This is a genomic window from Terrihabitans aquatilis (genome assembly GCF_052542005.1).
Map to the genome: position 1 here is coordinate 194,356 of NZ_JBOCUO010000002.1, position 26,053 is coordinate 220,408.

26 protein-coding genes are annotated in these 26,053 nt (G+C 64.8%); 16 read left to right on the forward strand and 10 right to left on the reverse strand.

The features are described from left to right. Positions 1–97: 97 nt before the first annotated feature. A complete protein-coding gene (locus tag ACQ6S1_RS06925) occupies positions 98–694 on the forward strand; it encodes a TetR/AcrR family transcriptional regulator (protein WP_445041230.1) in 597 nt (198 codons plus the stop codon). Here the strand turns inward: ACQ6S1_RS06925 and ACQ6S1_RS06930 are convergent. The 4 genes from ACQ6S1_RS06930 to ACQ6S1_RS06945 are packed head-to-tail and all read right to left on the reverse strand — an operon-like array spanning position 691 to position 4,350. Continuing rightward, a complete protein-coding gene (locus ACQ6S1_RS06930; RefSeq protein WP_445040458.1) occupies positions 691–1,674 on the reverse strand; it encodes an asparaginase in 984 nt (327 codons plus the stop codon). The genes ACQ6S1_RS06925 and ACQ6S1_RS06930 overlap by 4 nt on opposite strands. 9 nt (positions 1,675–1,683) lie before the next feature. Next, on the reverse strand, positions 1,684–2,493 hold the full coding sequence (locus ACQ6S1_RS06935; protein ID WP_445040459.1) for an ABC transporter permease: 810 nt from the start codon (positions 2,491–2,493) through the stop codon (positions 1,684–1,686). Beyond that, positions 2,480–3,301, reverse strand: coding sequence for an ABC transporter ATP-binding protein (locus ACQ6S1_RS06940; protein ID WP_445040460.1), 822 nt, complete (start codon positions 3,299–3,301; stop codon positions 2,480–2,482). The genes ACQ6S1_RS06935 and ACQ6S1_RS06940 overlap by 14 nt, the downstream gene beginning before the upstream one ends. Next, the gene (locus ACQ6S1_RS06945) at positions 3,298–4,350 is read right to left on the reverse strand and encodes an ABC transporter substrate-binding protein (protein ID WP_445040461.1); all 1,053 of its coding nucleotides are present in this window, start codon (positions 4,348–4,350) and stop codon (positions 3,298–3,300) included. Before ACQ6S1_RS06945 ends, ACQ6S1_RS06940 begins: the two co-directional genes overlap by 4 nt. A 131-nt stretch (positions 4,351–4,481) precedes the next feature. Between ACQ6S1_RS06945 and ACQ6S1_RS06950 the strand changes: the two genes are divergently transcribed. From ACQ6S1_RS06950 to ACQ6S1_RS06960, 3 genes are read left to right on the forward strand one after another with little or no spacing between them, the layout of a single operon-like run. Then, positions 4,482–5,225, forward strand: coding sequence for a GntR family transcriptional regulator (locus ACQ6S1_RS06950; protein ID WP_445040462.1), 744 nt, complete (start codon positions 4,482–4,484; stop codon positions 5,223–5,225). 24 nt (positions 5,226–5,249) lie between these two features. Next, positions 5,250–6,275 (forward strand): amidohydrolase family protein, encoded by a 1,026-nt coding sequence (locus tag ACQ6S1_RS06955; RefSeq protein ID WP_445040463.1) that lies wholly within the window; start codon positions 5,250–5,252, stop codon positions 6,273–6,275. Positions 6,276–6,310: 35 nt separating this feature from the next. Continuing rightward, positions 6,311–7,216 (forward strand): polysaccharide deacetylase family protein, encoded by a 906-nt coding sequence (locus ACQ6S1_RS06960; protein ID WP_445040464.1) that lies wholly within the window; start codon positions 6,311–6,313, stop codon positions 7,214–7,216. 11 nt (positions 7,217–7,227) lie between these two features. Here the strand turns inward: ACQ6S1_RS06960 and ACQ6S1_RS06965 are convergent, their stop codons facing one another. After that, a complete protein-coding gene (locus tag ACQ6S1_RS06965) occupies positions 7,228–7,959 on the reverse strand; it encodes a GntR family transcriptional regulator (protein ID WP_445040465.1) in 732 nt (243 codons plus the stop codon). A gap of 273 nt (positions 7,960–8,232) precedes the next feature. Between ACQ6S1_RS06965 and ACQ6S1_RS06970 the strand changes: the two genes are divergently transcribed. The 8 genes from ACQ6S1_RS06970 to ACQ6S1_RS07005 all read left to right on the forward strand — a co-directional run bounded on the left by ACQ6S1_RS06970 (position 8,233) and on the right by ACQ6S1_RS07005 (position 15,957). Continuing rightward, positions 8,233–8,928 carry a fumarylacetoacetate hydrolase family protein gene (locus ACQ6S1_RS06970; RefSeq protein ID WP_445040466.1) on the forward strand — a complete coding sequence of 232 codons (696 nt, stop codon included), beginning with the start codon at positions 8,233–8,235 and terminating at the stop codon, positions 8,926–8,928. Between the two features lie 3 nt (positions 8,929–8,931). Continuing rightward, on the forward strand, positions 8,932–9,822 hold the full coding sequence (locus tag ACQ6S1_RS06975) for a polysaccharide deacetylase family protein (protein ID WP_445040467.1): 891 nt from the start codon (positions 8,932–8,934) through the stop codon (positions 9,820–9,822). 2 nt (positions 9,823–9,824) lie between these two features. After that, positions 9,825–10,685 carry a branched-chain amino acid ABC transporter permease gene (locus tag ACQ6S1_RS06980; RefSeq protein WP_445040468.1) on the forward strand — a complete coding sequence of 287 codons (861 nt, stop codon included), beginning with the start codon at positions 9,825–9,827 and terminating at the stop codon, positions 10,683–10,685. Next, positions 10,686–11,618, forward strand: coding sequence for a branched-chain amino acid ABC transporter permease (locus ACQ6S1_RS06985; RefSeq protein ID WP_445040469.1), 933 nt, complete (start codon positions 10,686–10,688; stop codon positions 11,616–11,618). A 29-nt stretch (positions 11,619–11,647) separates the two neighbouring features. Further along, positions 11,648–12,907: an ABC transporter substrate-binding protein gene (locus ACQ6S1_RS06990; RefSeq protein ID WP_445040470.1), complete on the forward strand. Its 1,260-nt coding sequence runs from the start codon at positions 11,648–11,650 to the stop codon at positions 12,905–12,907. A gap of 72 nt (positions 12,908–12,979) precedes the next feature. After that, positions 12,980–13,738 carry an ABC transporter ATP-binding protein gene (locus ACQ6S1_RS06995; RefSeq protein ID WP_445040471.1) on the forward strand — a complete coding sequence of 253 codons (759 nt, stop codon included), beginning with the start codon at positions 12,980–12,982 and terminating at the stop codon, positions 13,736–13,738. Then, positions 13,731–14,435: an ABC transporter ATP-binding protein gene (locus tag ACQ6S1_RS07000; RefSeq protein WP_445040472.1), complete on the forward strand. Its 705-nt coding sequence runs from the start codon at positions 13,731–13,733 to the stop codon at positions 14,433–14,435. The genes ACQ6S1_RS06995 and ACQ6S1_RS07000 overlap by 8 nt, the downstream gene beginning before the upstream one ends. 25 nt (positions 14,436–14,460) lie before the next feature. Beyond that, positions 14,461–15,957, forward strand: a complete 1,497-nt coding sequence (locus ACQ6S1_RS07005; protein ID WP_445040473.1) for an aldehyde dehydrogenase — start codon at positions 14,461–14,463, stop codon at positions 15,955–15,957. 76 nt (positions 15,958–16,033) lie between these two features. On the opposite strand, the gene bhcD is transcribed toward ACQ6S1_RS07005, so the two are convergent. From bhcD to ACQ6S1_RS07030, 5 genes are all read right to left on the reverse strand, one after another. Beyond that, a complete protein-coding gene (gene bhcD, locus ACQ6S1_RS07010; protein WP_445040474.1) occupies positions 16,034–16,996 on the reverse strand; it encodes an iminosuccinate reductase BhcD in 963 nt (320 codons plus the stop codon). Beyond that, positions 16,996–18,174 carry a 3-hydroxy-D-aspartate aldolase BhcC gene (gene bhcC / locus ACQ6S1_RS07015; RefSeq protein WP_445040475.1) on the reverse strand — a complete coding sequence of 393 codons (1,179 nt, stop codon included), beginning with the start codon at positions 18,172–18,174 and terminating at the stop codon, positions 16,996–16,998. Before bhcC ends, bhcD begins: the two co-directional genes overlap by 1 nt. An 11-nt stretch (positions 18,175–18,185) precedes the next feature. Then, on the reverse strand, positions 18,186–19,133 hold the full coding sequence (gene bhcB / locus ACQ6S1_RS07020; RefSeq protein ID WP_445040476.1) for a beta-hydroxyaspartate dehydratase BhcB: 948 nt from the start codon (positions 19,131–19,133) through the stop codon (positions 18,186–18,188). Positions 19,134–19,438: 305 nt separating this feature from the next. Further along, positions 19,439–19,729: a DUF2218 domain-containing protein gene (locus tag ACQ6S1_RS07025; RefSeq protein WP_445040477.1), complete on the reverse strand. Its 291-nt coding sequence runs from the start codon at positions 19,727–19,729 to the stop codon at positions 19,439–19,441. Between the two features lie 90 nt (positions 19,730–19,819). Continuing rightward, on the reverse strand, positions 19,820–22,069 hold the full coding sequence (locus ACQ6S1_RS07030; RefSeq protein ID WP_445040478.1) for a TonB-dependent receptor: 2,250 nt from the start codon (positions 22,067–22,069) through the stop codon (positions 19,820–19,822). A gap of 201 nt (positions 22,070–22,270) precedes the next feature. Between ACQ6S1_RS07030 and ACQ6S1_RS07035 the strand changes: the two genes are divergently transcribed. Genes ACQ6S1_RS07035 through ACQ6S1_RS07050 form a run of 4 tightly spaced genes read left to right on the forward strand, consistent with a single transcriptional unit; the run spans position 22,271 to position 25,905 of the window. Next, a complete protein-coding gene (locus ACQ6S1_RS07035; protein WP_445040479.1) occupies positions 22,271–23,206 on the forward strand; it encodes a siderophore ABC transporter substrate-binding protein in 936 nt (311 codons plus the stop codon). Next, positions 23,206–24,168 carry an ABC transporter permease gene (locus tag ACQ6S1_RS07040; protein ID WP_445040480.1) on the forward strand — a complete coding sequence of 321 codons (963 nt, stop codon included), beginning with the start codon at positions 23,206–23,208 and terminating at the stop codon, positions 24,166–24,168. Before ACQ6S1_RS07035 ends, ACQ6S1_RS07040 begins: the two co-directional genes overlap by 1 nt. Next, entirely contained in the window at positions 24,161–25,150 is a 990-nt protein-coding gene (locus ACQ6S1_RS07045; protein ID WP_445040481.1) for an iron chelate uptake ABC transporter family permease subunit, read from the forward strand. Before ACQ6S1_RS07040 ends, ACQ6S1_RS07045 begins: the two co-directional genes overlap by 8 nt. Continuing rightward, positions 25,147–25,905 (forward strand): iron ABC transporter ATP-binding protein, encoded by a 759-nt coding sequence (locus tag ACQ6S1_RS07050; protein ID WP_445040482.1) that lies wholly within the window; start codon positions 25,147–25,149, stop codon positions 25,903–25,905. The genes ACQ6S1_RS07045 and ACQ6S1_RS07050 overlap by 4 nt, the downstream gene beginning before the upstream one ends. Positions 25,906–26,053: the final 148 nt, after the last annotated feature.

Consider the following 26,053-nt stretch of genomic DNA (forward strand, 5'->3'; position numbering starts at 1 on the left):
ATTACCTCAAGGTCCCATGGCGAGCGTTTTACGTCAACGATCGTTGACGTTCAACCACATGGCGGCATGTTAGGGCGGTGACGAGGCAGGATCGATGATGCGGAAGAGCGTTTTGCGGGGTGAAGGGAAAACCCGCCAAAACATATTGGCGGCAGCGGCGGAGCGGTTCGCCGGCGCATCCTATGACGATGTGAGCCTGCGCGACCTCGCGGCTGACGTCGAGGTCGATGTCGCCTACGTGCATCGCAGCTTCGGATCGAAGGAGAACCTGTTTCGGGCTGTCCTGGAATCGAGAAGCGCCAGGTCCGACCTCTCGAACGTCGCGGTCGACGACCTCGGGAAATATTACGCCCAGGCCCTGTTGACGCGCCCGCTCCGCGAGCAGGACGACGGCCCGAAGCCGCTGCTCATTCTGATCCGATCCCTTGCCAGCACCACCGCCGGGGCGCTTGTCAGCGAACGCCTGCACAACGACTTCATCGAGCCGCTGCGCCAAAAGATCGGGGACCCCGACCCGGCCCGGGCATCGATGATCATGTCGCTGCTGATCGGCTTCAGTATTCTGCGCAACCTCCTGCAAACCTCCGCCGCCGCCGGGATCGAGGCGGCCGAAGGTGAGGCGCTCATGGCTCAGGCGATCCAGGCGATCCAGGCGATCATAGAGCCCCCGCCGCGCGGAGAGCCGAGCGCCTAGCCATAAGCGGCGAAAGAGGCCGCGATACGCTCGCGGGAGGCACCGCTGCCAAGCAGGAGCGCCGTCAGGATCCGGGCCGCCGGCGGCGCCAGATAACCTGCGGGGATCAGGCCACGCGCGATCAGATCGCGCTCGGAGCCCGGGAAGCCGTAGGTTTCCCGATAAACCGGGCCTCCGGGCACACGGGTGGCGAGCACGACCGGCACCGACGCAGCCGCTTCCGTGACCGCATCCAGCACCGACATCGGAAGGTGACCGGCACCCATGGCCTCGATGACGAGGCCTTCATAGCCGGCGCCGAGAGCGGCGGAGATCAAGCGGCCGTCATCGCCAATACAGATCTTGATCACGGCGACGCGCGCGGGCCTTTGCGGCGCGCCCGCCAGCCCGCAATCGATCCGCACCGGCTTCAGCAATACGCGGGCGACGCCTTCCAGCACATGGCCGATGGGGCCGAAGCCCGGCGATACGAACGCCGACGGCAGCGCGGTGTGCCCCTTGGCGACGAAGCGGGCCGCGTGGATCTCGTCGTTCAGCACCACGCAGACGCCGAGTTCCGCGATGCCGCTGGCCGCGACGGTGACCGCGGCGAGAAGATTGGCCGGGCCATCGGCACCGGCCGCCGCCGCGCCGCGCATCGCGCCCGTCACGACGACGGGTTGCGGCCCGGTATGGAGCAGGTCCAGCACGAAGGATGACTCGTCGATCGTGTCGGTGCCCTGCACCACGACCACACCCGCGGCGCCATCATCCAGAGCCTTGCCGATGATGCGCGAAACCTCGGCCAGATCCTCGAAGGACAAGGATGATCCCGGCTTTAGGAAGGGCGTCGTGACTTCGATCCCGGCCACATCGGACAGGCCCGGCACGGCGGCGACGAGATCCTCGCCGCGCAGGCTGGGCGTGATGCCGCCCTCGGCTGCGGGCATCATCGTGATCGTGCCGCCAAGCACGATCACCTGAACCTTGGGCTTGCTCATGTCTCGGTCCTAATGCGTGTCGTTGGAGCGCCAGAAGATCAGCCGGCGGTCGAGCCATTCCAGCACGAAATAGCCGCCCGCGCCGATGCCCGCCAGCACCACGACCACCGCGAAGACGCGGTCGATCCGGAGCTGGTGATTGTAGAGGTCCACCAGATAGCCCAACCCTTCCGACGCGCCGACAAACTCACCGACAATGGCGCCGATGACGGCAAAGGTCAGCGCCGCCTTCACGCCGGCGAAGATCACCGGCAATGCGTGTGGCAGCGAAACCTTGCGGAAGGTCTGCATCGGCGTGGCCTTCAGCGAGCGCATCAGCTTGCGGGCATCGTCCGGCACGCTTTCCAGCCCCACCATCGTGTTCAAAAGGACCGGAAAGAACGAGATGACGATCGCCATCACGACTTTCGAACTCTGGCCGAAGCCGAACCACGCGATGAAGAGCGGCGCGAACACGATCTTCGGGATGGCCTGGAAGCCCACGATGAAGGGATAGGTGATCTTCTTGGCCGCCGGCCAGATGGCGAGTGCCGTGCCGAGCGCGAGCCCGATGAACGTGCCGAGGAAAAAGCCGATCAGGATTTCGCTCAGCGTCACCTGGAAATGGCGCATGAAAAAGCCGGTCGTCACCAGCGAGAACAATGCGGACATGACGGCGCTGAAGGACGGCAGGATGATGGGCGATACGAGCCCGAGCCGGGGCGCCAGCTCCCACGCCGCGAGCACCGCCACCGCGATGGCGATCGAATAGAGCCTGTACCTCATCTTGCCGCTATCGGCCGGGCGGCGGACCGGAATGGCCTGATCAGTGTGTGTCATGGCCCTGCCCGAGAAGTTTTCTGACGGTGAAGTTCAGTTCGGTGAAGCGCGGGTCCTGCAGAACGGCGATCTCGCGCGGGCGCGGCAGATCGATGTCCACCAATCCAGACACCTTGCCGGGGCGCGGCGTCATGACCACCACCCGGTCCGACATGAAGACGGCTTCGGAGATGTTGTGCGTGACGAAGAGCACCGTGATGCCGGCAGCCTGCGTGATGCGCAGCAATTCGAGGTTCATGGCCTCGCGGGTGAACTCATCCAGCGCGCCGAACGGCTCGTCCATGAGCAGGACCTTGGGCTCATAGGTCAGCAGCCGGGCGAGCGAGACGCGCTGCTGCATGCCGCCGGAAAGCTGGCGTGGATAGGCCTGCCGGAAGCTGCCAAGCCCCACCGCCTCGATGACGGCGCGGGCGCGATCACGTATCGCATTCTTGTCGATGCCGAACACTTCGGCCGGCATCAGCACGTTCTCCTCCACCGTGCGCCATGCCAGCAGGACCGGCGACTGGAACATGAAGCCAACCTGCCTCGAGGGTTCGACAATGGGTGTACCCTCGAAGAAGGACTCGCCCGCCGTCTGCGGCAACAGCCCCGCCACCATGTTGAGCAATGTGGACTTGCCGCAGCCACTTGGCCCGACGAAGGAGATGAACTCGCCCTTCCGGATGGCGAGGTCGACTCCCTTGAGCGCCGTGACCGGGACGCCATCGATGACGAAATCCTTGGCGAGGCCGCGGGCCTCGATGATCGGTGCGGCAGACGGCGCGGGGGCGGCGCCGCCTGTCGATGCGGTATCAGCCACGCTCATTTCGCGATGGCCGCCTTGTCGAAATCGTTCGCGGCCGGGATCAGCGAGGAATCGAGCACCTTCGTCAGGTCGACGTCCTTGGCGAGCCCGCCCTCCTGCTCGGAACCCGTGCGCAGGAAATCGTGGAAGGCTTTGAAGCCCGGCATGAAATGGGTGCCGATCGGCTGATCCGTCAGTTCCGCCGGCGGCGTCTTCAGCGTCTGCGCGGCTTCCCAGAAATTCCTGGCGACCGCCTCGTCCTCGAACTCTTCGGGGCGGATCTTCTTGGCTTCCGCGAAGGCCTCCGCATCATGCGCCGCGGAATAGACCACCGCCTTGGCGACGGCACGCAGGAACGCTGCATATTTCTCTCGGTTCTTCTCGAGCGCCACAGAGGTCACCACCACGCCATTGGCCGGGAAGTCCTGCGCTTCCTTGGGCAGGATGGTGACGAGGTCGATGCCCCGCGCACGGATCGAGGCGATGTCGAACAGGCTGGAGGAATAGGCGTCCACCTGCCCGTTCTGCAGCGCCTGAACGGTCAGCGCGGACCCGTCGCCAACGGGCACGATCTGCACGTCGCCCTCGCTCAGCCCGGCCGCGGCAAGGACGGCCTGGACAAGCGGAACCTCGCCGCCTGCGAGATCCGACACGCCGACCTTCTTGCCCTTCAGATCGGCAATATTGGCAATGCCGGATTGCCTGGTGGCGGCCAGTGTGAAGATGTTGGCGTATTGGTAGGAGGAGATCCAGCGCAGGTCATGGCCGTTCGCGACCGCGTTCAGGAAGGCGCTTGGCGCCGGAAGCGCAGCGTCTGCGTTGCCCGCAAGCACCTGCTGGATCGCGGCGCTGGACCCGCCGGCATCCTGATATTCGACCTCCAGCCCCTCTTCCTTGAAATAGCCCTTGGTCTCGGCGATGAAAAAGGGATGGTATTGGTTGACGCTTTCGACCGGGAACATCATCCGGAACGTGCCCAAATCCTTGGCGAGAGCCATTCCTGCCGCGCCGATACAGCTGGCCGCAACGATTCCGCTCAGGATCATCTTTTTCAGAACAGCTTGCATCATGGCCTCCGCTCGTCGGCGCATTGTGATCGGCATCCATGATGTCGTCGGAGACAATAGGTTGCGGAGGCTAGACTGATATATTAGATTTCGGCTGGCAAGGCCGATGATTATGCAGCAAGCATGATTATAAAGTGAGCAAGGCATTGGAGGGACGCGTGCGGATGAGGCTGACCGTCGAGGAACAGAAGCTTATCGGCACTCCGCTCAGCCGCAAGGATGCCGTTCTGCAATTGCTGAAGGCGGCCATTATCGACGGACGCCTGCCCCCGGGCGAGAAGCTCGACCAGAACGAGATCGCCGCACAATTGGGTGTCAGCCGCATGCCGGTGCGCGAGGCCCTGAAGCAATTGGAAGCGGAAGGCTTCGTGACCGTCTACCCTTATCGCGGGGTCGAAGTCTCGCGGCTGGAGCCGGCCGAGATCGTGGAGATGTTCGGGATCCGCATCGCGCTGGAGACCCTGGCCGTGGGCCGGGCCGTGTCCGGGCTGAAAGCCAGCCACCTCTCCCGCATGCGCAAGATTTTGAGCACGATGGATGGGCTCGTCGCCGATCCCGGCGAGGGCGACCCCTGGATGGGCCTGAACCACGAGTTCCACAGCATCGTCAACGAGGCCAGCGGCTGGCCGCGCCTGGTCGAAAGCATCGACCAGTTCCGCGGCAATGTGGAACGCTATGTCCGCTGCTATCTGGCGTTCCGGGGCCGCGAGCAATCGCAGTGCGAGCACTGGGAATTGCTGCAGGCCTGCGAAAAGCGCGATCCCGCCGCCGCGCAGGACGTCATCCGCCGCCACCTCGACAACACCGCGAATGCTCTCGTGGCCGCACTCGCCTCATCCTCCGAGACAGCGCCCCGCCATCCCGTCCCGGCTGAATAGCCCAAACCAAGGTGCATCGGCACAATGGCCGCACTGTCCGCATTCCGGGCGACCACGCTCGACATTCACGCCCATTTCTACCCGGAGCGCTTCATCCAGGCGCTCGACCATGAAGGCTGCGCCTGCGGATGCAGCGTGCGCCACCACGAGAAGGGGCCGATCATTGATGCCGGGCCGCTCCATGCCGGACCGCTGGCGCGACGCTTCATCGATCTCGACATGCGCATCGCCGACATGGACGCGCAGGGCGTGCAGGCGCAGGCGCTCTCTTTGACCCAGCCCATGGTGTACTGGGCCGAGCCAGGCCTGGCACGCAAGCTGTCCGCAACCTTCAACGATGAGCTGATCGCCGCCAGCGAGCGCTACCCGGACCGGCTTTACGGCCTGGCCATGCTGCCCGCGCATGCAGCGGCGGAAGCCGTCGCGGAACTTGGGCGCATCCGCCGTGCCCCCGGCATCTGCGGCATCTATATGGGCACCGCGATCGGCGACATGGACCTCTCCGACGAAAGCCTGCTGCCGGTCTTCGAGGCCATCGAGGAATCCGGTCTGCCGGTCTTCCTGCACCCCCTGAAGGTGCTGGGCATGACCGACCGGCTGAAGCCCTGGTTTCTGTCGAACCTGCTCGGCAACCCCTTCGATACGGCGGTCGCGGCGTCGCATCTGGCCTTCAGCGGCGTCATGGACCGCTTCCCGCGCCTGAACATCGTGCTGCCCCATGGTGGCGGCGCGCTGCCCTTCCTGATGGGACGGCTCGACCACGGCAGCCGCGTGCGGCCGGAACTGAAGCATCTCGAAGACGGCGCCGCGTCGTATCTGAAGCGCTTCTATTACGACACCATCACCCATTCCGATGAGGCCCTCGCTTTCCTGATCCGGGCGGTGGGTCCGGAGCGCGTGCTGATGGGCAGCGATTATTGCTTCGACATGGGCTACGAGCGCCCCGCCGCGGTGCTGGACGCGCTCGACCTGCCGGAACAGGACCGCGCCGCCATCCTCGGCGGCACCGCGCGCCGGCTGCTCGGCCTGACCGAGGCGCAATCGGCCTGAGCATTTCCCATCTCGTTCAGCTTGAGGACACCGACATGGCCGCTTCCGAGACCGGAACCACCCTTCGCAGCCGCCTGGACTATCAGCCGATCCACGACCGCCCGCGCCTGGAACTGCCGGGCGGCGCCCGCGTGGCGGTGTGGACCATCGTCAATGTCGAGAACTGGCGGCCCACCGGGCCGATGCCGCGCACGGTGCTGCCACCGCCGATGGGCCAGCCGCTTTTGCCGGATGTACCGAACTGGGCCTGGCACGAATATGGGATGCGCGTCGGCTTCTGGCGCTTCCTCAAGACCCTGTCCGACCGAAATCTGAAGGCCAGCTTTGCCGTCAACGGAACCTGCTGCGAGCTTTATCCGCAGGCCTGCCAGGCCGCGCTCGATGCCGGCTGGGACTTCATGGGACACGGCTTCGTGCAGCAGCCCATGCACCGCACCGACGACCAGAAGGCGGCCATTGCCCAGACCGTCGAGGCCATCACGCGCTTCACCGGCAAGCCGCCGCGCGGCTGGGAAAGCCCGGGCCTGACCGAGACCGACGAGACGCTCGATCTCCTGAAGGAAGCCGGGATCGAATATGTCGCCGACTGGGTTCTGGACGATCAGCCGGTTTCGCTGCGCACCCGCGCGGGCGAGATCGTATCCGTGCCCTACACCGTCGAGATCAACGACGTGGTGATGACCGCGATCCAGCAATCACCGTCCGACGAGATCCTGCGCCGTGGCCGCGATCAGTTCGACCGGCTCTATCTGGAAGGCGCGGAGATCCCGCGCGTAATGGCGATTTCGATCCATCCCTATCTGACCGGCGCGCCGCACCGCATCAAATATCTCGAAGCGCTGTACGATTACATTCTCGGCCATCAGGGCGTGGTGATGTGGACCGGCGCCGAGATCCTCGATTGGTACAGAGGCCAGAATCCGGGCTCAATCTCCGGCTGACGTGCCCCGTTTCACCTGTCGCCGCCGCCCGGCCGTGAGAGCGCACGGATCAGCGAGATCCTGACGCTCTCCACGTGGTTGCGCATCAGCATCTCGGCGCGGGCACCGTCGCGATAGAGAACCGCCTCATAGATGCGATGGTGGTCGTCGTGGCGCCGGCGCACGTCGGGGTGCTCGAAGGCAATGACATTGCGATGCGAGGACGGCGCCACTTGTTGCGACATCCGCAGCATGTCGCGCAGCATGCGGGACTGCCCGGCCTGATGGATGGCGCTGTGAAAGGCGACGTTGATGTCGGCATAGGCACTGCGCGCCGACGGCTCAAGTTCCGGCTTGCTGAGGAGGTCGTCCCCCTCGCGCAGGGCGGTTTCGATGATGTCCCGCTCGGCGTCCGACAGACCGATCTGCGCGGCGCGCTTCGCAGCCAGGCCCTCGAGCGTCGCGCGGATTTCGTAGGCCTGCATGATCTCGTCGAGCGAGAATTCGCGCACGTAATAGCCGCGATTGGGGAAGTGATCGAGAAGCCCCTCGCCCGCCAGCGAATGAAGCGCGGCGCGGATGGGTGTGCGCGACACATTCAACCGCTCGGACAGGGATACCTCCAGCATGCGCTCGCCGGGCTGGAACTCGCCAGCGAGGATCGCGCATCGAAGATCCTCCGTAATGGATACACTTCGGGTTGAGCCTTCCCGATCGCCATTGTTCTCGCCAAGGCGTGCACGGACCCCGGTATTCGCTGCCATCGTGTACGCACTCCCTTTGGTTTCCACAGCTAGTTTAGCTGCTTACGGCATGTTCGCCTGCAACTTTTTTGCCCACCTCGTGCCCGCTGAGCAGGCACCTTCCCACGCCTCAGAGCGGCCAGCATCGCCACTAAATGTATACATTTAGGGCTTGATATTCATCCAAATGTATATCAGCCTAGAATGCATGGCGGCTATGCAGCCGGGATTTTGAGGGAGTAGGTGTCATGCGCAAGAGCGTTCTCGTCGTCCGGTTGAAGGCTGCGCTCTGAGATGGCCCTGGCGTTCGATCCCGAAGTGACAACACTCGCCATTGTCGGTAGCGACGACCGTTTTCCCGTGCGTCGCATCTATTGCGTCGGGCGAAATTACGTCGCGCATATCCGCGAGATGAAGGAAGGCGACGAGCGCGACCCGCCGTTCTTCTTCCAGAAGCCCACGGATTCCGTGGTTGAGGAAGGGGCGGTCGTTCCTTACCCGCCGCTGACCGACGATTTCCAGTTCGAGGTCGAGCTTCTCGTCGCCATCGGCAAGACGGCCCGTGACGTGCCGGTGGAGCAGGCTCTCGACGTGGTTTTCGGCTATGGCGCCGCCATCGACCTGACCCGCCGCGACCGCCAGCGCGAAAGCTTCGCCAAGGGCCTGCCCTGGGAAATCGGCAAGAGCTTCGACAAATCCGCGCCGTGCGGGCCCATCCATCGCGTCGACGATGTGGGCCATCGCCTCGAAGGCTCCATCCTGCTGACCGTCAACGGGCAGGAAAAGCAGAGCGGCGACCTGAAGCAGATGATCTGGAACACGCCCGAGATCATCGCGAACCTCTCCACGCAATACCGGCTCGAGCCCGGCGATCTCATCATGACGGGCACGCCGGCCGGCGTCAGCGCGGTTGTGCCGGGCGACGAACTCATCGCCTCGATCGAGGGCCTCACGCCCTTCACCTTCCGCATCGGCCCCAAGGAGGCGTGATCCATGCTGCCCACCGAACGGATCAGCTTTTCCGCCATCACGGAGCGTGAACCGCTCAAGCTGCCGGGAAACGCCCGGATGGTGGTGTGGATCATCGTCAATATCGAGGAATGGGATCCGAAGGAAACCATGCCGCGCACGGTGCTGACGCCACCGGCGGGCGGTTCGCCCTCGCCCGATATTCCGAACTGGGCCTGGCACGAATACGGCAACCGCGTCGGCTTCTGGCGGCTGCTGGAAATGCTCGACAATCACGGCATCAAGGCCGTGCTGGCCATCAACGGAAAGGCCATCGCCACCTATGAGGCCATCTCCCGCGCCGCGCTCGAACGCGGCTGGGAGTTCATGGGCCACGGCTTCGGCCAGAAGAACATGCAGAAGGTGCCGGACGAACGCGAGGACATCCGCAAGACCGCCGATGCCATCAAGGCCTTCACCGGCAAGGCGCCGCGCGGCTGGCTCGGACCGGGGCTGACCGAGACCTGGGAGACGCCGGACCTCCTCGTCGAGGAAGGCTTCGACTATGTCTGCGATTGGGTGCTCGACGACGAGCCCGTGGTGCTGAAGACGCGCACGGAACCCATCGTCAACATCCCCTACACGCAGGAGTGCAACGACGTCGCCATGATGCTGATCCAGCATCACAAGGCGTCGGAATATCATGACCGCGCGATGGACCAGTTCGAGCAACTGTATCACGACAGCCGGGACTCGGCCCGTGTGATGGCTCTCGTCGTCCATCCCTACATCATGGGAGCACCGCACCGCGCCAAGCACTTCCGCCGCATCCTGGAGAAGATCAGCAATCTCCCCGATGTCCAGTTCTGGACGGGCGAAGAGATCTACGACTGGTATCTCGGCCAGCGCCCCGACGCCCTGAAGAACGGGGCCTGAACGTGGGCAGCCTCAACCTCGTCCAGTTCCTCAACGGCCTGACCTTCGCGGCGCTGCTGTTCATCGTGGCCTCGGGCTTCACGCTGATCTTCGGCCTGTTGCGCATCGTCAACCTGGCCCATGGCGCGCTGTATCTGTTCGGCGGCTATGTCGGCTATTCGGTGGCCGGCGCCACGGGCAATTTCGTGCTCGGCATCATGGCCTCCATGCTGTGTGTGGCGGTGATGGGGCTGGTGCTGGACCAGGGGCTGCTGCGCTTCGTGCGCGGCTTCGAACTGCGGCAGGTTCTGCTGACGCTCGGCGTCGCCTTCGTGCTGAACGACCTCGCTCTGGTCATCTGGGGCGGCGACACCTTCTCGGTTCCGGTTCCGGAGATGCTGCGGGGCGCCGTGCGCATCGGTGGCGCCTTCTTCCCGAAATACCGGCTCTTCGTGCTCGTCCTCGGCGTCGTCGTGTTCATCGCGCTGTGGCTGCTTCTGAACAAGACGCGGCTCGGCGCGCTGATCCGAGCGGGCGTGGACGATCCGGAAATGGTGGAGGCGCTCGGCATCAACATCCGCCGCGTCTTCCTCGGCACCTTCATGCTGGGCGCATCTCTTGCCGGGCTCGGCGGCATGGTAGGCGGCGCGTTCCTGACGCTCTACCCCACCGCCGATTCCGAGATCCTCGTCTTCTCGCTGGCCGTGGTCATCATCGGCGGGCGCGGCAGCCTTGTCGGCGCGGCGGTGGGCGCGCTCCTCGTGGGCATGCTGAACACGATCGGTCAGGTCATGTTCCCCGAGCTCGCCTATTTCGTCATCTTCGGGCCCATGGCCGCGATCCTGGCCTTCCGGCCGCTTGGATTGTTCGGGAGGACCGCCTGAATGGCCTCCGCCACACGCTTTCCCATCCTCGCCTTCGCGGTCATCCTTGTCGTGTTCGGCGCACTGCCTCTGTTCGCGTCGAGCTACCAGACAAGCGTCGCCAACGAGATCCTGATTTTCGCGCTGCTGGCCATGTCGATCGACGTGCTGGCCGGCTTCGCGGGGCGTACGTCGCTCGGCCACGGCGCGATCTTCGGCGCATCGACCTATGTCGTGATGTACTGGACCTCGATGGTCGGCGGTTCGCCCTGGGTTGGGCTTGCGCTGGGTATAGCCGCCGCGACCCTGCTCGCCGCGATCTTCGCCCTGCTCGCCGTGCGCGTCAGCGGTGTCTACTTCCTGCTGCTGACGCTCGCGCTCGGCATGATCGTCTGGGGCGTGTGCCTGCGCTGGACCAGCGTGACGGGCGGCGAGAACGGCATTCGCGGCCTGGGCCGGCCCGAGATCATCGCCGATCCGACCGTCTTCTTCTACGTAACGCTGGCCGTGGTGCTCGCCTGCACCTTCATCATCTGGCGCTTTGTCCAGTCACCGTTCGGGCTCACCCTGCGCGGTCTGCGCGACAGCGACAGCCGCATGAGCAGCCTCGGCTACGGCACGGCTCTGCACATGTTCATCGCCTTCACCACGACCGGCTTCTTCGCCGGAACGGCGGGCGGGCTTTATGCGCTGTTCAACGATTTCGTCAGCCCCTCCACGGTCCAACTGTCCCAGTCGGTCGAGGGCCTGCTCATGGCCATTATCGGCGGAATCGGCACGCTGTTCGGCGGTTTCATCGGGGCTGCGGCCATCATCCTGCTCGAGAACTTCGTGAGCGGATTCACGCCGCGCTGGCCGATGGTGCTCGGCGTCATGTTCATCGCGACGATGATCTTCGCGCCCGAAGGCGTGCTCGGCGCGGCACGCAAATTGCTGCGGCGCGACCGCCACTAGCCCCGGAAACCTGAACAGAGGTGACAATCATGGATCGCAGGCAGTTCTTGAAGACATCGGGTCTGGCGCTGGCTGCGTCGGCCACCGGCACGCTTGCCATGCCCTTCCTCGCACGCGCCCAGTCCGGCCCGATCCGGATCGGGCTCATGGCCCCCTTGAGCGGCGTCGTCGCCGCCGGCGGTCGCGAGATCGCGGAGGGCTTCAACATGTTCTGGGAAGAGAAGGGCAACAATATCGGCGGCCGCAAGGTCGAGGTCCTTGTGGAGGACGATGCCGGCAATCCCGACACCGCGCTGCAGAAGGCGCGCCGCCTCGTCGAGCAGTCCAAGGTGGATTTCCTGTTCGGCAATCTGCTCGCAAACACCGGCCTGGCCGTGGCCAATTACGTGAAGGGCAACGGCGTTCCCTATTTCATTCCCGTCATCGCGGCGGACGACCTGACGCAGCGCCAGCGCGTGAAGAACGTGATCCGCGTTGCAGGCTACACTGCCAGCCAGATGCCGCGCCCCCTCGCCGACTGGGCGCTGAAGCAGGGCTACAAGCGCATCGCCACGATCTCGCAGGATTACACGTTCGGCCACGAGCAGTGCGCTGGTTTCGCGCAGGTCTTCACCGAAGGCGGCGGCGAGATCGTGGCCCAGCTCTGGAACCCGCTCAACACCGCCGATTTTAGCCCCTACATCGGCCAGATCGCCTCGGCCAATGTCGATGCCGTCTTCGCGATGGAGCTCGGTGCCGATGCCGCGCGCTTCATCAAGCAATATTCCGATTTCGGCCTGAAGGGGCAACTGCCCCTTCTCGGCGCGCAGAACTTCACCGACCAATCGGTGATCCGCACGCTCGGCCCGGAATGCGAGGGCATCATCTCCTCCGCCCATTTCGCGGAAGGCTCCGACAATCCCGCCACCCAGAATTTCGTGAAGGCCTATTCGGCGAAATACGGCAAGCTGCCATCGCTCTACGGCTTCTCGCATTATTCCGGCGCGATGTGGATCGGTCAGGTCATCGAGCAGCTGAACGGCGACATCTCGAACCGTGACGGCTTCATCGACGCGGTGCTCAAAAGCGAGCTCGACAATTCGCCGCTCGGCCGCCCGGTCAAGTTCGACGATTACGGCAACCCGGTCTACGACGTCTATATCCGCAAGGTCGAGAAGACCCCGGAGGGCAAGTTCTGGAACGTGCCGGTCGAGACCTATCCGAGCGTCTCGCAGTTCTGGACCTACAACGCGGACGAATACCTGAAGAATCCGCCCTTCTCGCGGACCAATCAGGGCATCAAGAAGTAATCCACGCCAGCAAAATGGGCGCGGCAATGCCGAGCCGCGCCCGCATCATTTCCCGAGAGAAGAGCCCAGTACGTGTCAGAACCCGCGCTTGTCCTTGAGGATGTTGTGGTGGCCTTCGGTGCGCTGAAGGCGGTCGATAACGTGTCGATGCAGGTGAAGGCAGGCGAACGCCGCGCCATCATCGGCCCCAACGGCGCGGGCAAGACCACCCTGTTCAACGCCATCACCGGCGTCCACGCGCCGACGTCCGGCCGCATCACCTTTGCCGGCCAGGACATCACGCGGAAGCCGGCCCATGTGCGCGCGCGGATGGGCATCAGCCGCACCTTCCAGATCACCAATCTGTTTCCGAGCCTCACCGTCGACGAGAACATGCAGCTCGCGCTGCGCGGCACCGGGCGGGGCAAGTTCTCGCTGTTCGGTTCGACGCGCCTGAACGCCGAGGAAGAGGAGCGCGTCGCGTCCGCCCTGTCGCTGTCGCGGCTGCGCGAGCGTGGCTCGACACCGGTGCGCGACCTCTCCTACGGCGAGCAGCGCCAGCTCGAAATGGCCATGGCCGTCGTCACCCGTCCGCGCATGCTGCTGCTGGACGAGCCGGCGGCGGGCCTCTCCCCCGTGGAGCGCGTCATCGTTTCCGACATCATCCGCTCCCTGCCCCGCGACCTCACCATGGTGCTGATCGAGCACGACATGGAATTGGTGCTGAAGCTCGTCGATTGGGTGACCTGCCTGAACAACGGCCAGCATCTCGCCGAGGGCGCGCCCGACGCGATCGGCCACGACCAGCGCGTCCAGGACGTCTATCTCGGAAAGGCGCGCGCCCATGCTTGAGGTCCGCGACGTTCACAGCTTCTACGGCGATGCGCATGTTCTGCACGGCGTGACCATGCATGTGGAGCCCGGCGAGGTCGTCGCCTTGCTCGGCCGCAATGGCATGGGCAAGACCAGCCTGATCCGCTCCATCATGCGCCTGCCGAATCCGCAGGTGCGTGACGGCCAGATCCTGTGGAAAGGCGAGGAATTGCGGGGGCTGACGCCGCACGAGGTTGCCAAGCGGCGCATCGCGCTCGTTCCCCAGGGCCGGCGGCTGTTCCCCTCGCTGAGCGTCACGGAGCATCTGACCATGCTCAAGCCGGCCAGTTCCAAAGAGGGGTGGACGGTGGACCGGGTGTTCGAGATGTTCCCGCGTCTCGCCGAGCGCCGCCAGCACCGCGGCAATCAATTGTCCGGCGGCGAGCGGCAGATGCTCGCGGTTGGCCGCGCGCTGATGATCGACCCCGAGCTGATCCTGATGGACGAGCCCTCGGAGGGTCTGGCGCCGGTGATGGTGCAGCACCTCGAATCCATCATCGCCGATCTCGGCAAAACTGGGCTCGGGATCCTTCTGGTCGAGCAGAATCTCTACAGCGCGCTGTCCGTGGCCGACCGGCTCTATGTGCTGGAAACCGGCAAGGTGGTGCATGAGGCCAGCGCCGCCGAGATCCGCCAGGACGAGGCGCCCCTGATGCGCTTCCTCGGCGTCCACTGATATCGCCATCCATCGAGGTAGACCAATGCCCGACACCGCCTGGGGCCTGTTCATCGACGGCGCCTTTCGCCCCGCCATCTCCGGCCGCACCTTCACGGTGGAGAACCCGAAGAACCGCGAAGTCATGGCGGAAGTGGCGGAAGGTGACGCCGCCGACGTCGACATTGCGATCGACGCGGCGGAGCGCGCCTTCCCGGTCTGGTCGTCCCTGACCGGCGCCGAGCGCGGCGACATCATGCATCGCGCGGCCGAGATCCTGAAGCGGCGCCTGCCCGATTTCGTCACCATCGAGATCGACCAGATCGGTCGCCCGCGCCGCGAGATGGCGGCGCAGCTTGCCCGCCTGCCGGAATGGTTTTCCTATTTCGGTGCGGTGGCGCGCACCCATGAAGACACGGTTCCGCCCTTCGCCGGCGACTACCTCAACTACACCCGCCGCGTCCCGCTCGGCGTGGTCGGCCATGTCACGCCCTGGAACCATCCGCTGCTGATCCTGACCAAGAAGGTCGCGCCTTCGCTCGCCGCCGGCAACACCATGGTGGTGAAGCCGTCCGAACTCGCGCCGATCACTCCGCTTTTGCTGGGTGAGGTGCTGAAGGAAGCGGGCGTGCCGGACGGCGTTTACAATGTCGTCCCCGGCTTCGGCGGCACGGCGGGTCTCGCGCTGTCGGCGAGCCCGCGCATCCGCAAGATCGACCTCACCGGCGGCACGGAAACCGGCAAGGCGGTGGCCTCCATCGCGGGCCGGAACCTCACCAAGGTCGCGGCCGAGCTTGGCGGAAAGGCCGCCGTGATCGTGTTCCCCGACACCGATGCGGATCGCGCCGTATCCGCCGCTATGTTCGCCTCCTTCATCGCCTCGGGGCAGACCTGCGTGCAGGGCGCGCGGCTCCTCGTCCATCGCTCCGTGCATGATGAGGTCGTCGCGGGCCTGGTCCGCCGCGCGGCACGGATCCGGCTTGGCGACCCGCAGCTTGCCGAGACCCAGATGGGCCCGATGGTCTCCGAGAAGCAGCGCGACATGGTGGAACGTTACGTCCGCATCGGCACCGACGAGGGCGCGACATTGGCCTATGGCGGCGTTCGCCCCGACGGCGCCGAATTCGACGCCGGTTACTACATCCAGCCCACCATCTTCACGGATGTGACGCCGGATATGCGCATCGCGCAGGAGGAGATTTTCGGGCCTGTCGTCTGCGTGATGCCGTTCGACAGCGAGGAAGAGGCGATACGCATCGCCAACGGCACCGAGTTCGGCCTGGCGACCAGCATCTGGACGCGCGACGTAGCCCGCGCCCACCGTGTGGCGGCCAAGCTTCAATCCGGCATCACCTGGATAAACGACCATCACCGCATCGATCCGGCCTCGCCCTGGGGCGGCTTCAAGATGAGCGGCATCGGACGCGAGAACGGGCTGGTCGCCTATGAAGAATACACGCAGATCCAAAACGTCATCGTCAATCTGAAGGACGATGTGTTCGACTGGTACGCCGATGACGGCGTCGTCAAGCGATACAGCTGATCGAAACCAGCAAGGTTACAGCAAAAAGCCGTCCCTGATTTTCCATCGGGGACGGCTTTCACGTTTGAGGATCCGGTCAGATCTCGACCTGAAGGGCCTTGCCTTGTTGCTTCGCCAGTTCGACGACGGCGCCCGCTACCGCGAGGTCCTGAAGGCCTACGCCAGTGCCGTCGAAGATCGTAATCCCGGCGTCACCACGTCCCTCGTGCTCACCAATGATCACCTTGCCGAGCGCCACCACATCACTCTCGGTGATGGAGCCGGCCGCAGCGGCGTGCTGAAACTCGCCGATGGTCAGCGACTGGGCCACCTCGTCGGTGAACAGCCGGGCGCGGGCGACCAGGGCCGGGTCGAGCTCCTGCTTGCCCTTGGTGTCAGTTCCCATGGCCGCGATGTGGGTCGGCCCCTTCACGTGGCCGTCCAGCAGCAAGGGCTCGAAGGCCGAGGTGATCGAGATGATCACATCCGCTTCCGCGCCCAATTGCTCGCGCTCGACCGCTTCGAACGGCAGGCCCAGTTCGGCGGCGGTGTCGGCGAGACGCGACAGCATGTCGGGATGCGGGTTCCAGCCCAGCACCCGTTCGAACGCACCGAACCGCACGGCGGCCCGCATCTGGAACGCCGATTGATGGCCCGCGCCGATCATGCCCAGCACCTTCGCACCCTTCGGCGCCAGATGCTTGCTGCTGACGGCGCTCGCGGCGGCGGTGCGCAGTGCGGTCAGCAGGTTTCCACCCACCGCCGCCGAGACGCGGCCCGTGTCCGGGTCGAACAGGAAGATCGTGGACTGATGGTTGATCAGCCCGTGCTTCTGGTTGTTCGGCCAATAGCCGCCGGCCTTCAGGCCAAGATTGAGCCCGCTGGCGTCGAAGCCGCCCTTGAAGCCGTAGAGTGCGTCTTCATGACCGAGAGCCTCGCGGATGACGGGGAAATTGCGCGCTTCGCCCCGCGCCATGGCGGCGAAGACGGCCTCGACGGCATCGAATGCCGCCTCGGCCGTCATCAGTCCGGCGATGTCCTTTTCAGGAACGACCCACATCAATAGGCCTTCCCGCGCGCCGAGACCGGCCACAGCGTCTCGACCTTGCCGTTGCGCACGCCGACATACCAATCGTGGACGTTGCAGGTCGGGTCGCAATGGCCCGGCACCAGCCGCAGCTTCTCGTTCACCTTCAGCACGCCACCATTGTCCTCGATCACGCCGTGCTCGTCGCTGCACTTGATGTATTTCACATCGTCGCGGCCGTAGACGAAGGGCAGGCCGCTATCGACCGACTGTGCCTTTAGGCCGGCATCGACCACCGCCAGATGCGGCTTGGCATGGCTCATCACGCTGGTCAGGATGAACAGCGCGTTCTGCCATTCGCCCTGGTCGATGCGCTTGCCGTCGGCGTCGTGGATGCGGCCGTAATCGGCGTCCATGAAGGCGTAGGAGCCGCACTGCAGCTCGTTGTAGACGCCGGAATTGCTCTCGAAATAATAGCTGCCCGTGCCGCCGCCGGACACCAGTTCCGCCGTCAGCCCCTTGGCCTTCAAGGCCTCGACAGCGTCCGTCACCTGGGCGATGGCCGCGTCCAGCTTGGCCTTACGGTCCTCATAGCTGTCGATGTGCTGCATCGCGCCCTGATAGGCCTGCAGCCCCGTGAACTTCAGGCCCGGCGCGGCGTCGATCGCGGTGGCGATCTCGACCACTTCCGGGGTGGTCTTGACGCCGCAGCGGCCGGCGCCGCAATCGATCTCGACCAGGCATTCGATGGTCGTGCCGTGCTTCTGCGCCGCCGCCGACAGGTCGGCCACGTTGGCCACGTCGTCGACGCAGACGATGGTTCGTGCGCCCAGCTTCGGCATGCGCGCCAGCCGGTCGATCTTGGCAGCGTCACGCACCTGGTTGCTGACGAGGATGTCCTTGATGCCGGCGCGGGCGAACACTTCCGCCTCGGACACCTTCTGGCAGCAGACGCCGATGGCGCCGCCAAGCTCCATCTGCAGCTTCAGCACGTCGACGGATTTGTGCATCTTGCCATGGGCGCGGTGGCGCATGCCGTGCGCCTTCACGTAATCGCCCATCTTCTTGATGTTGCGCTCCAGGGCGTCGAGATCGAGGATCAGGCACGGCGTCTGGATGTCGGCTTCATTCATGCCCGGAACGGCCGGCACGTCGTAGCCGACTTCGAGATCGGCGTAATTGCCCGCGGCAATGTTAGAGGGTGCGTTCATGGATCCTCTCCTCAATTCCAGGGCAGTTTGTCGAGATCGACATTGCCGCCGGTTATAATGACGCCGACGCGCTTGCCGGCATAGGTCTCGCGGTTCTTCAGGATGGCGGCCAGCGGCACGGCGCTGGAGGGCTCCATCACGATCTTCAGGCGCTTCCAGATCAGTTTCATCGCATCGACGATCTCCTGCTCGGAGGCCGTCTGGATGTCCGTGACGTGGTTCTGCACGAAATGCCAGGTGAGGTCCTTCAGCGGCACCTTCAAGCCGTCCGCGATGGTGTCGGGCGCATCGTCGGCGATGATGTGCCCCGCCTTGAAGCTGCGCATGGCGTCGTCGGCCTGCTCGGGCTCGGCGGCGTAGATTTTCACTTGAGGGGCCAGCTGCGACAAGGTCAGGCAGGTGCCGGACACCATGCCGCCGCCGCCGATCGGCGCGATTACGGCGTCGAGGCCCTCGATCTGCTCGATCATCTCGGCCGAGCAGGTGGCTTGGCCAGCGATCACGCGCGGATCGTTATAGGGATGCACGAACTCGGCGCCGGTCTCGGCGACCACCTCAGCGAACACCGCTTCGCGGCTGGAGGTCGAAGGCTCGCACTCCACCACGCGCGCTCCATATCCCTGAACGGCGTCCTTCTTGGCCTGCGGCGCGGTGCGCGGCATCACCACGGTGCAGGGCACGCCGCGACGGCCCGCCGCATAGGCAAGACAGGTGCCGTGATTGCCGCTGGAATGGGTGGCGACGCCCCTGGCCGCCTGCTCGTCCGACAGGCCGAACACTGCGTTCGACGCCCCACGCGCCTTGAACGCGCCGGCCTTCTGCAGGTTCTCGCATTTGAAGAACAGCTCCGCGCCGGTCAGTTCGTTCAGCATCCGCGACGTGAGGACCGGCGTACGATGAATATGCGGCTCGATGCGCTGACGCGCGGTGAGCATGTCCTCAAGCGTCGGAATGTACATGGGGTTCGCCCTCTGCTGCGCCGCTGCCGGCGCGGATTTGATAGCTTTGCCGAAACGCGTCGCGTCCCACGCGGGACCGTTTAGCATCCACAGGCCGCCGCACGCCAAGTTTTTGATGGATCTTGCCGGGGCTAGTCGCGCGAAAAGCGCCCTGCAAACGATCATGGCCCGACACTAACCGATGACCGGGAGATTGTTGAGCCCACCTCGGGGGTGCTCGCGCAAGCGCGCTCGGCCGGAAGCTCGCCGAAACTTTTGGAATGCTTGAGGATTCGGTACCCGCTGAGGCCTAAAGGCCTTCCGGCTCAGGCCCAGGAGAAAGCGAGCGGCGCTTCACGGAAGGCGAAGCGGTTCAGATGCTCCTCGACCACACCGCGCGTGATCGCGAGGCTGTCTGTGGTGCTGCTGCGGATGCTGATGTTCAGGGCCGCGTCATCCGCTTCGAGGTTCACCAGGTCGCCTGACGGCATCCGGATCTCGGCACGTTCCTCGCTGTGCGAAACCTCGAGCTTGTGCTGCCAATGGCGGCAGAGCTGCTGAAGGTAACGGCCCGCATTGGCGGTCGGAACGGTGCCCGAGATTTCCTGAACGCTCATGGCGGCTCTCTTCCATGGAAAAGGTGCGGAGATTGATCTCCGCCCCTTTGCTTGAGGTGGACCTCGGCCACAGACCGGCCGAGGTGCCGGCTAGAAGTCGATCGACGCGGAGAGCGTGAAGGTCCGGGGCGCGCCGGCGGCAAGGAAGCCACGCGCCGACGAGGCCCAGTAATTCTCGTCGAAAACGTTCTCGACGCCCGCGCGAACCACGACCGGCCGGTCCCACGGATCCTCGAACGCGCAGCGCATGCCGACATCGACGCGCGTCCAGTCGGGCACCTTCTGGGTGTTGGCCTGATTGTAGAAGGTGCTGCCGTTGTAGACGAGGCGACCCGTCGCGGTGAGGCCCGCGACCCAAGGCAGATCGTATTCGCCGTACAGGCTGATCGCCGTCCGGGCGACACCGGGCACGCGATTGCCGTCGAACCTACCTTCCAAGGTGCTCTCAAGCTCGGCATCGATGAAGGTGATACCGCCGAGAAGCCGCAGGCCCTCGATCGGTTGCCCGAACAACGTGAACTCAAGACCGCGATTGACCTGAAGACCATTGAGGCCGAACTCACGCCCAATCGTGAACCCATTGGGCTGCTGAATTTCGAACAAGGACGTCGTGAAAGCGAACGACCCGGCATCGTATTTGAAGCCGATTTCCTTCTGCTCGTTTACCGAGGGCGGAAAGACTTCCCCGGAATTAAGCGCACTGGTCGGCGCGATGGGTCCTTCCGTCAGCGCCTCTACGTAATTGGCGTAAACTGAGAAATTGTCCGTCACCCGCGCCAGAACGGCGACGGCCGGGCTGAACCGATCTTCCTCGTAGAAATAATTGATCTCGCCGACAGGTACATTGGGGATTCCGGGACGGGTGTTGAAGCCCCTCGAAAGCATGTCCTGATAGCGACCGCCGATGGTCAGCTGAAGCCTGTCATCGACAAAGGACAGGGTATCGGAGATCGCAACGCTAGTGGAGAGAAGATCCGCAAACGGGATCAGGTTGTTCGAGCGGGGCAGCCCGGTCGTATCCGCGAAGCCGGGAGGCACGTAAACAGGATTATAGATGTTCGTCGTATAGGTCGGAAAACCGAGAATCCTGGGATTGAACTCACCACGATTGTTCTCGTTCAGGGATCTTGAAAACGAGACGTTCAGCCGGTGGCCGACGAACCCGGTGTCAAATTCCGATCGCACGCCAATCTCGCCGGAAAAGCCCTGGATCTGCTGCGGGTTATAGCCAAATTCAGCCCGCGCATCCCCGTCCTCGTTGAGGATCGTGTAGGACGTGGTCAGGAAGTCTTCGCGATACCGGCTGGCACCCGCGGCCGCATACACCGTCGTGTTGGGCAGGATGTCGTACTCCACCCGCCCGGCGGCCATGTTGTATTCGCTGTCGTGATACTCCCACGGATTTGCCGTGTTGATACGGCCATCCGGCGCGCGCGGGACGGGAACGCCCGCCTCCAGCGCGTTGAACAGCGACGTCGGCGCGTCGAGGTTCTGGGTGGAATGGTTGAGGTCGAGCGAAGCGCGGAAGCGGTCGCCGCGATAATCGAGGCCGAGCGACGCGACGCCGACCTCCGCTTCGTTGTTGTCGAAGGCCGTATCGCCGTTGCGGTAGGAGCCGTTGACGCGGATGCCCCACGCATTGTCCTCACCGAAGCGGCGGCCGACATCGAGATGCGGGGTGATGAGCGTATCGCTGCGATAGGTGGTCGTCAGGCGCGTCAGCGGCTCGTCGGTGGCGCGCTTCGGAACGAGGTTGATCGTGCCGCCGACGCGACCCGTGCCGCCATTGATGAGCGCCGTCGGCCCCTTCAGGATTTCGACGCGCTCGATGCCTTCCAGGAAATGCCGCCGCGGATTGGCGATGTAGGGCAGGCCGTCATAGAAAACGTCGAGATTGGTGACCGAGAAGCCCCGGATGAAGAAGGAATCGCGCTCGCTGAAGGGCGGCGCGTCGGCGCGGACCGACGGGTCGTTCAGCGCGATATCCGCAACCGACTGGGCCTGCTGATCGCGGATCAGCTTCTCCGTATAGCCGGTGACGTTGAAGGGCGTTTCCAGCACCGAGCGATTGCCCAGGATGCCGAGACGCGTGCCGGAGCCGACCTGCCCGCCCGCATAGGGAGCCGGCGGCTGCCCCACGGTGCCGGTCGGGGGAGCCCGCCCCGCATCGCCGGCGGCGCCTTCGACCACGATTTCGTCGAGCACCACCGACGTCGCATTCGCCGAATTGCGCGCACTTGCATCCTGCGCGGAGGCTTTCTCTCCACCTGCGAGCGCCAGCCCAAGGACACTGAGAGATAATGTGCCACACAGATGTGCGGTTCTCGCAAGCTCGCGCATTCCCCGACCCCAACCACAGATTAGAAAAGTTATACTTTTTTATATTTCGACATGTTCTCCATTTCTCATGAATAAATCCGAGTCAACGGCAGAGATAGAAATTTAAATTCTTCTAATTAAAGACTAGTCTGGAGATTACCGCTTGACGTTGCCATCCGCACGACGATGAATTATCGCCGGCTTTCGAAAGATCTGAAGGCCGTGCCCACTCTGCGTCGGCTGGACAGGATGATGATGATCGTCACGCGTTTGCTTCCCGCCGCCCTGTTCGCGATTGCGCCCTTACTGGCCGTCGCCGAGCCTGTGCGCGTCGAAACGGCGCAGGGACAGGTCGAGATCGCGGCGCGGCCCGAGACCGTTGCCGTCTTCGACATCGCAGCACTCGACACGCTGGCACGGCTGGGCGTGCGCCCGGCCGGCGTGCCAGAGCGGGTCTACCTGCCGCAGCTTCAGGAAGCGGCCAAGGACGCGAAGATCGTCGGCAACATCTTCGAGCCCGACCTCGAAGCGCTGAGCGCGCTCGGGCCCGATCTCGTCATCGTGGGAGGACGCTCCTCGCCACGGCTCGCCTCCGTCACGCGCGTGGCGCCGACGATCGATATGTCGATCCGCGACGGCAATCTGGTCGTGGACGCAAAGGCCCGCCTGGCCACCTACGGCCAATTGTTCGGTCGCGAGGACGAGGCCGCAAAAGCCGCGCAGGATCTGGACGCGGCGCTTGGCGGGGCGCGCTCCGCGATCGCCGGCAAGGGGCGCGGCCTGATCATCATGACCAACGGCCCGAAGATCTCGGCCTACGGGCCGGGGTCGCGCTTCGGCTGGCTGCACACCGAACTTGGCCTCGAACCCGCCTCCGCCGACATCACCTCCGCGATCCACGGCGAGGTCATCTCCTTCGAGTTCATCCGCAAGGTCGATCCCGACTGGCTGATCGTCATCGACCGGGCGGCAGCGATCGGGGCGTCGGACGAGAGCGCCCGCGCCACGCTCGACAATGCATTGGTGCGCGCGACCGGCGCATGGCAGCGCGACCGGGTGGTCTACCTGCCCGCCGCCGATCTCTACATTGCGGCCGGTGGTGTTCAGGCCATGACGCGCGTGCTCGAAACACTGACGTCGCGCTTCGCCCGCCCCTGATGACGCTTCGCAGCCGCCGGGCGCCAACATCGATCGCGGCGCCCATGCTGCTTGCGGCGCTCATGACGGCGAGCCTTTTCGTCGGCGTGGGCGATCTCGCGCCGGGCGGCAGCGCGGAGGCGATTTCCCTGATCCTCGACAGCCGCCTGCCCCGCACCCTGGCGGCGGTGCTGGCGGGCGCCGCACTGGCCATCGCGGGCCTTGTGCTGCAAACGCTCGCACGCAACCGTTTCGTCGAGCCGACGACCGCCGGCAGCGGACAAAGCGCCGCGCTCGGCATCCTCATCGTCACATTGCTCGCGCCGGATGCCTCGATTGCCGTGAAGACGCTGGCGGCCAGCCTCGCCGCGCTGGTCGGAACGAGCGTCTTCCTGATGGTGGCGCATCGGCTGCCCCCCGAGCAGCCGCTTCTCGTTCCGCTGTTCGCGCTGGTCTATGGCGGAGTCGTCGGCGCGGCTCTCACGTTCCTGGCCTGGCAGGCCGACCTGCTGCAATATGTCGAGGTGTGGACGACAGGCGAGTTCTCGGGCGTGCTGCGCGGGCGCTATGAATTGCTGTGGGTCACGCTTGTCATGATCGCGCTGGCCTGGTGGGTGGCCGATCAGCTCACCGTCCTGTCGCTCGGCCGCGATGTGGCGATCGGCCTCGGGCTGGATTACCGGCGCATGATGCAGATCGGCCTCGTGATCGTATCGGTGATCTCGGCGCTGACCGTCGTCGTCGTCGGCATCATTCCATTCATCGGCCTTGTCGTGCCCAATTTGGTGTCGCGCGTGATGGGCGACGATGTCCGGGGCGCCATTCCCTGGGTCGCGGCTTCGGGTGGCGGGCTCGTCCTTCTGTGCGACATCCTCGGACGGCTGGTGAGGCATCCCTACGAGATCCCCATCGGCACCATTCTCGGCGTCGTGGGCGCGGCCTTGTTTCTGATCCTGCTGTTCCGGAGGCGAGCGGATGCCTGAGCCGGCGGCCGCTTTCCCGTCACACACGCGCATCCGGCCCGAGCGGCATGTCCTCCTCGGCGGCCTCGGCCTCGCCGCGCTTCTCTGCGTCTCGGCGTTCATGCTTTACGGGCTGCGCGGCAATCTCGCCTTCGTGCTCGAATTGCGGGCCGTACGGCTTGCGGCTCTGGTTCAGGTCGCCATCGCCATCGCCGTTTCGACCGTAATCTTCCAGACCGTCACGGCAAACCGGCTTCTGACGCCCTCGATCATGGGCGTCGACGCCCTCTATATCCTGGTGCAAACCTCGCTCATCTTCACACTGGGCGGCTTCGGCTTCTCGGCGCTCGACGCCCGTCTGAAATTCGCCGGCGAAAGCCTGCTTCTCGTCGCGCTGGCTGTCACGATCTTCGTGCCCATGCTGCGCGCGCGGATCGATATGACGATGATGCTGCTGGCGGGCGTGACCCTCGGCGTGCTGTTTCGCAGCCTGTCGCAATTCCTCTCGCGCATGATCGATCCCAACGACTTCGCGGTGCTCCAGGGATCGAGCTTCGCGAACTTCGCCGATGTCGACGCCGCCCTCCTCGGTGTCGGCACGATCGTCACGATCATTGCCTGTGCCGCCGCTTGGCAGCAGCGGCACGTCCTCGACATCGTCGCGCTCGGGGCCGATCCCGCCATCGGATTGGGCGTCGAATGGCGGCGGACCATCGGCTGGATGCTGGTTCTGGTGGCCTCGCTCGTCGCGGTATCGACGGCGCTCGTCGGCCCTGTCGCCTTCTTCGGGCTTCTCGTCGCCGCGCTGGCCGAGCGGATTGCCGGCACCCGCCGCCATGCGGTGCTGCTGCCCGCCGCCGCGCTGGTCGCAATCGTGGTTCTCGTGGGTGGGCAGGCACTCTTCCAGCATCTGCTCGGCGGCGCAACCACGCTGGGAGTGGTCATCGAATTCGTCGGCGGCCTCGTTTTCCTGGCCATGCTGATTTCGGCGGTGCGGCGATGATCCGGATCGAGAACGTCTCCCTGACCCGTCGCACCACACGCATCCTGGACGGGATCAGCCTCGACATCCCCAAGGGCGGCGTCACGGCGCTGGTCGGCCCGAACGGCGCCGGCAAATCGACGCTTCTGTCGTTGATCGCCCGCCTTCAGCCGCTCCAAACCGGCCGCATCACGGTCAACAATCTGCCGGTCGACACGACACCCGGCCGCGAACTTGCCCGCACGCTTGCGATCCTCCGGCAGGACCCCGGTGTCGCCGGCCGGCTTCGGGTGCGGGAGCTCGTTGCGTTCGGCCGCTTCCCGCACAATCGCGGCCGCGCCACGGACAATGACCGCGCCCTTACCCGCGCCGCGATCGAACGCTTCGACCTCACGGGCCTCGCCGATCGCTTCATCGACACGCTGTCCGGCGGCCAGCGCCAACGTGCACTGGTGGCGATGGCCTTCTGTCAGGAGACGGATTACCTGCTGCTCGACGAGCCGCTCAACAATCTCGACATGTTCTACGCGCGCGACCTCATGCGCGGGCTTCGCCGTGCCGCCGACGAGGATCGGCGCACGATCATCGTTGTGCTGCACGACATCAACCACGCCGCCCACCATTCCGACCGGATCATCGGCATGCGCGACGGCCGCGTCGTGGCCGACGGCGCGCCCGCCGAGATATTGACGACCGGTCAGCTGGCCAAGATCTTCGGCTACGACATGCGGGTAGAAATGATCGACGGCCGCCCGGTGGCGCTCCATCACGTCTGAATACAGGCGACACACAATATTTTCTCAAATAACGCCGCCGCACTGACCTGGTGGCGGCGCGGCAACGGCAGCCGCCTCTATGCAGCGTTGGTCTTGATTGACCTTTTCGGAGGCGGGCGACTATCTCTCCACCTATGGGCGGAAACCG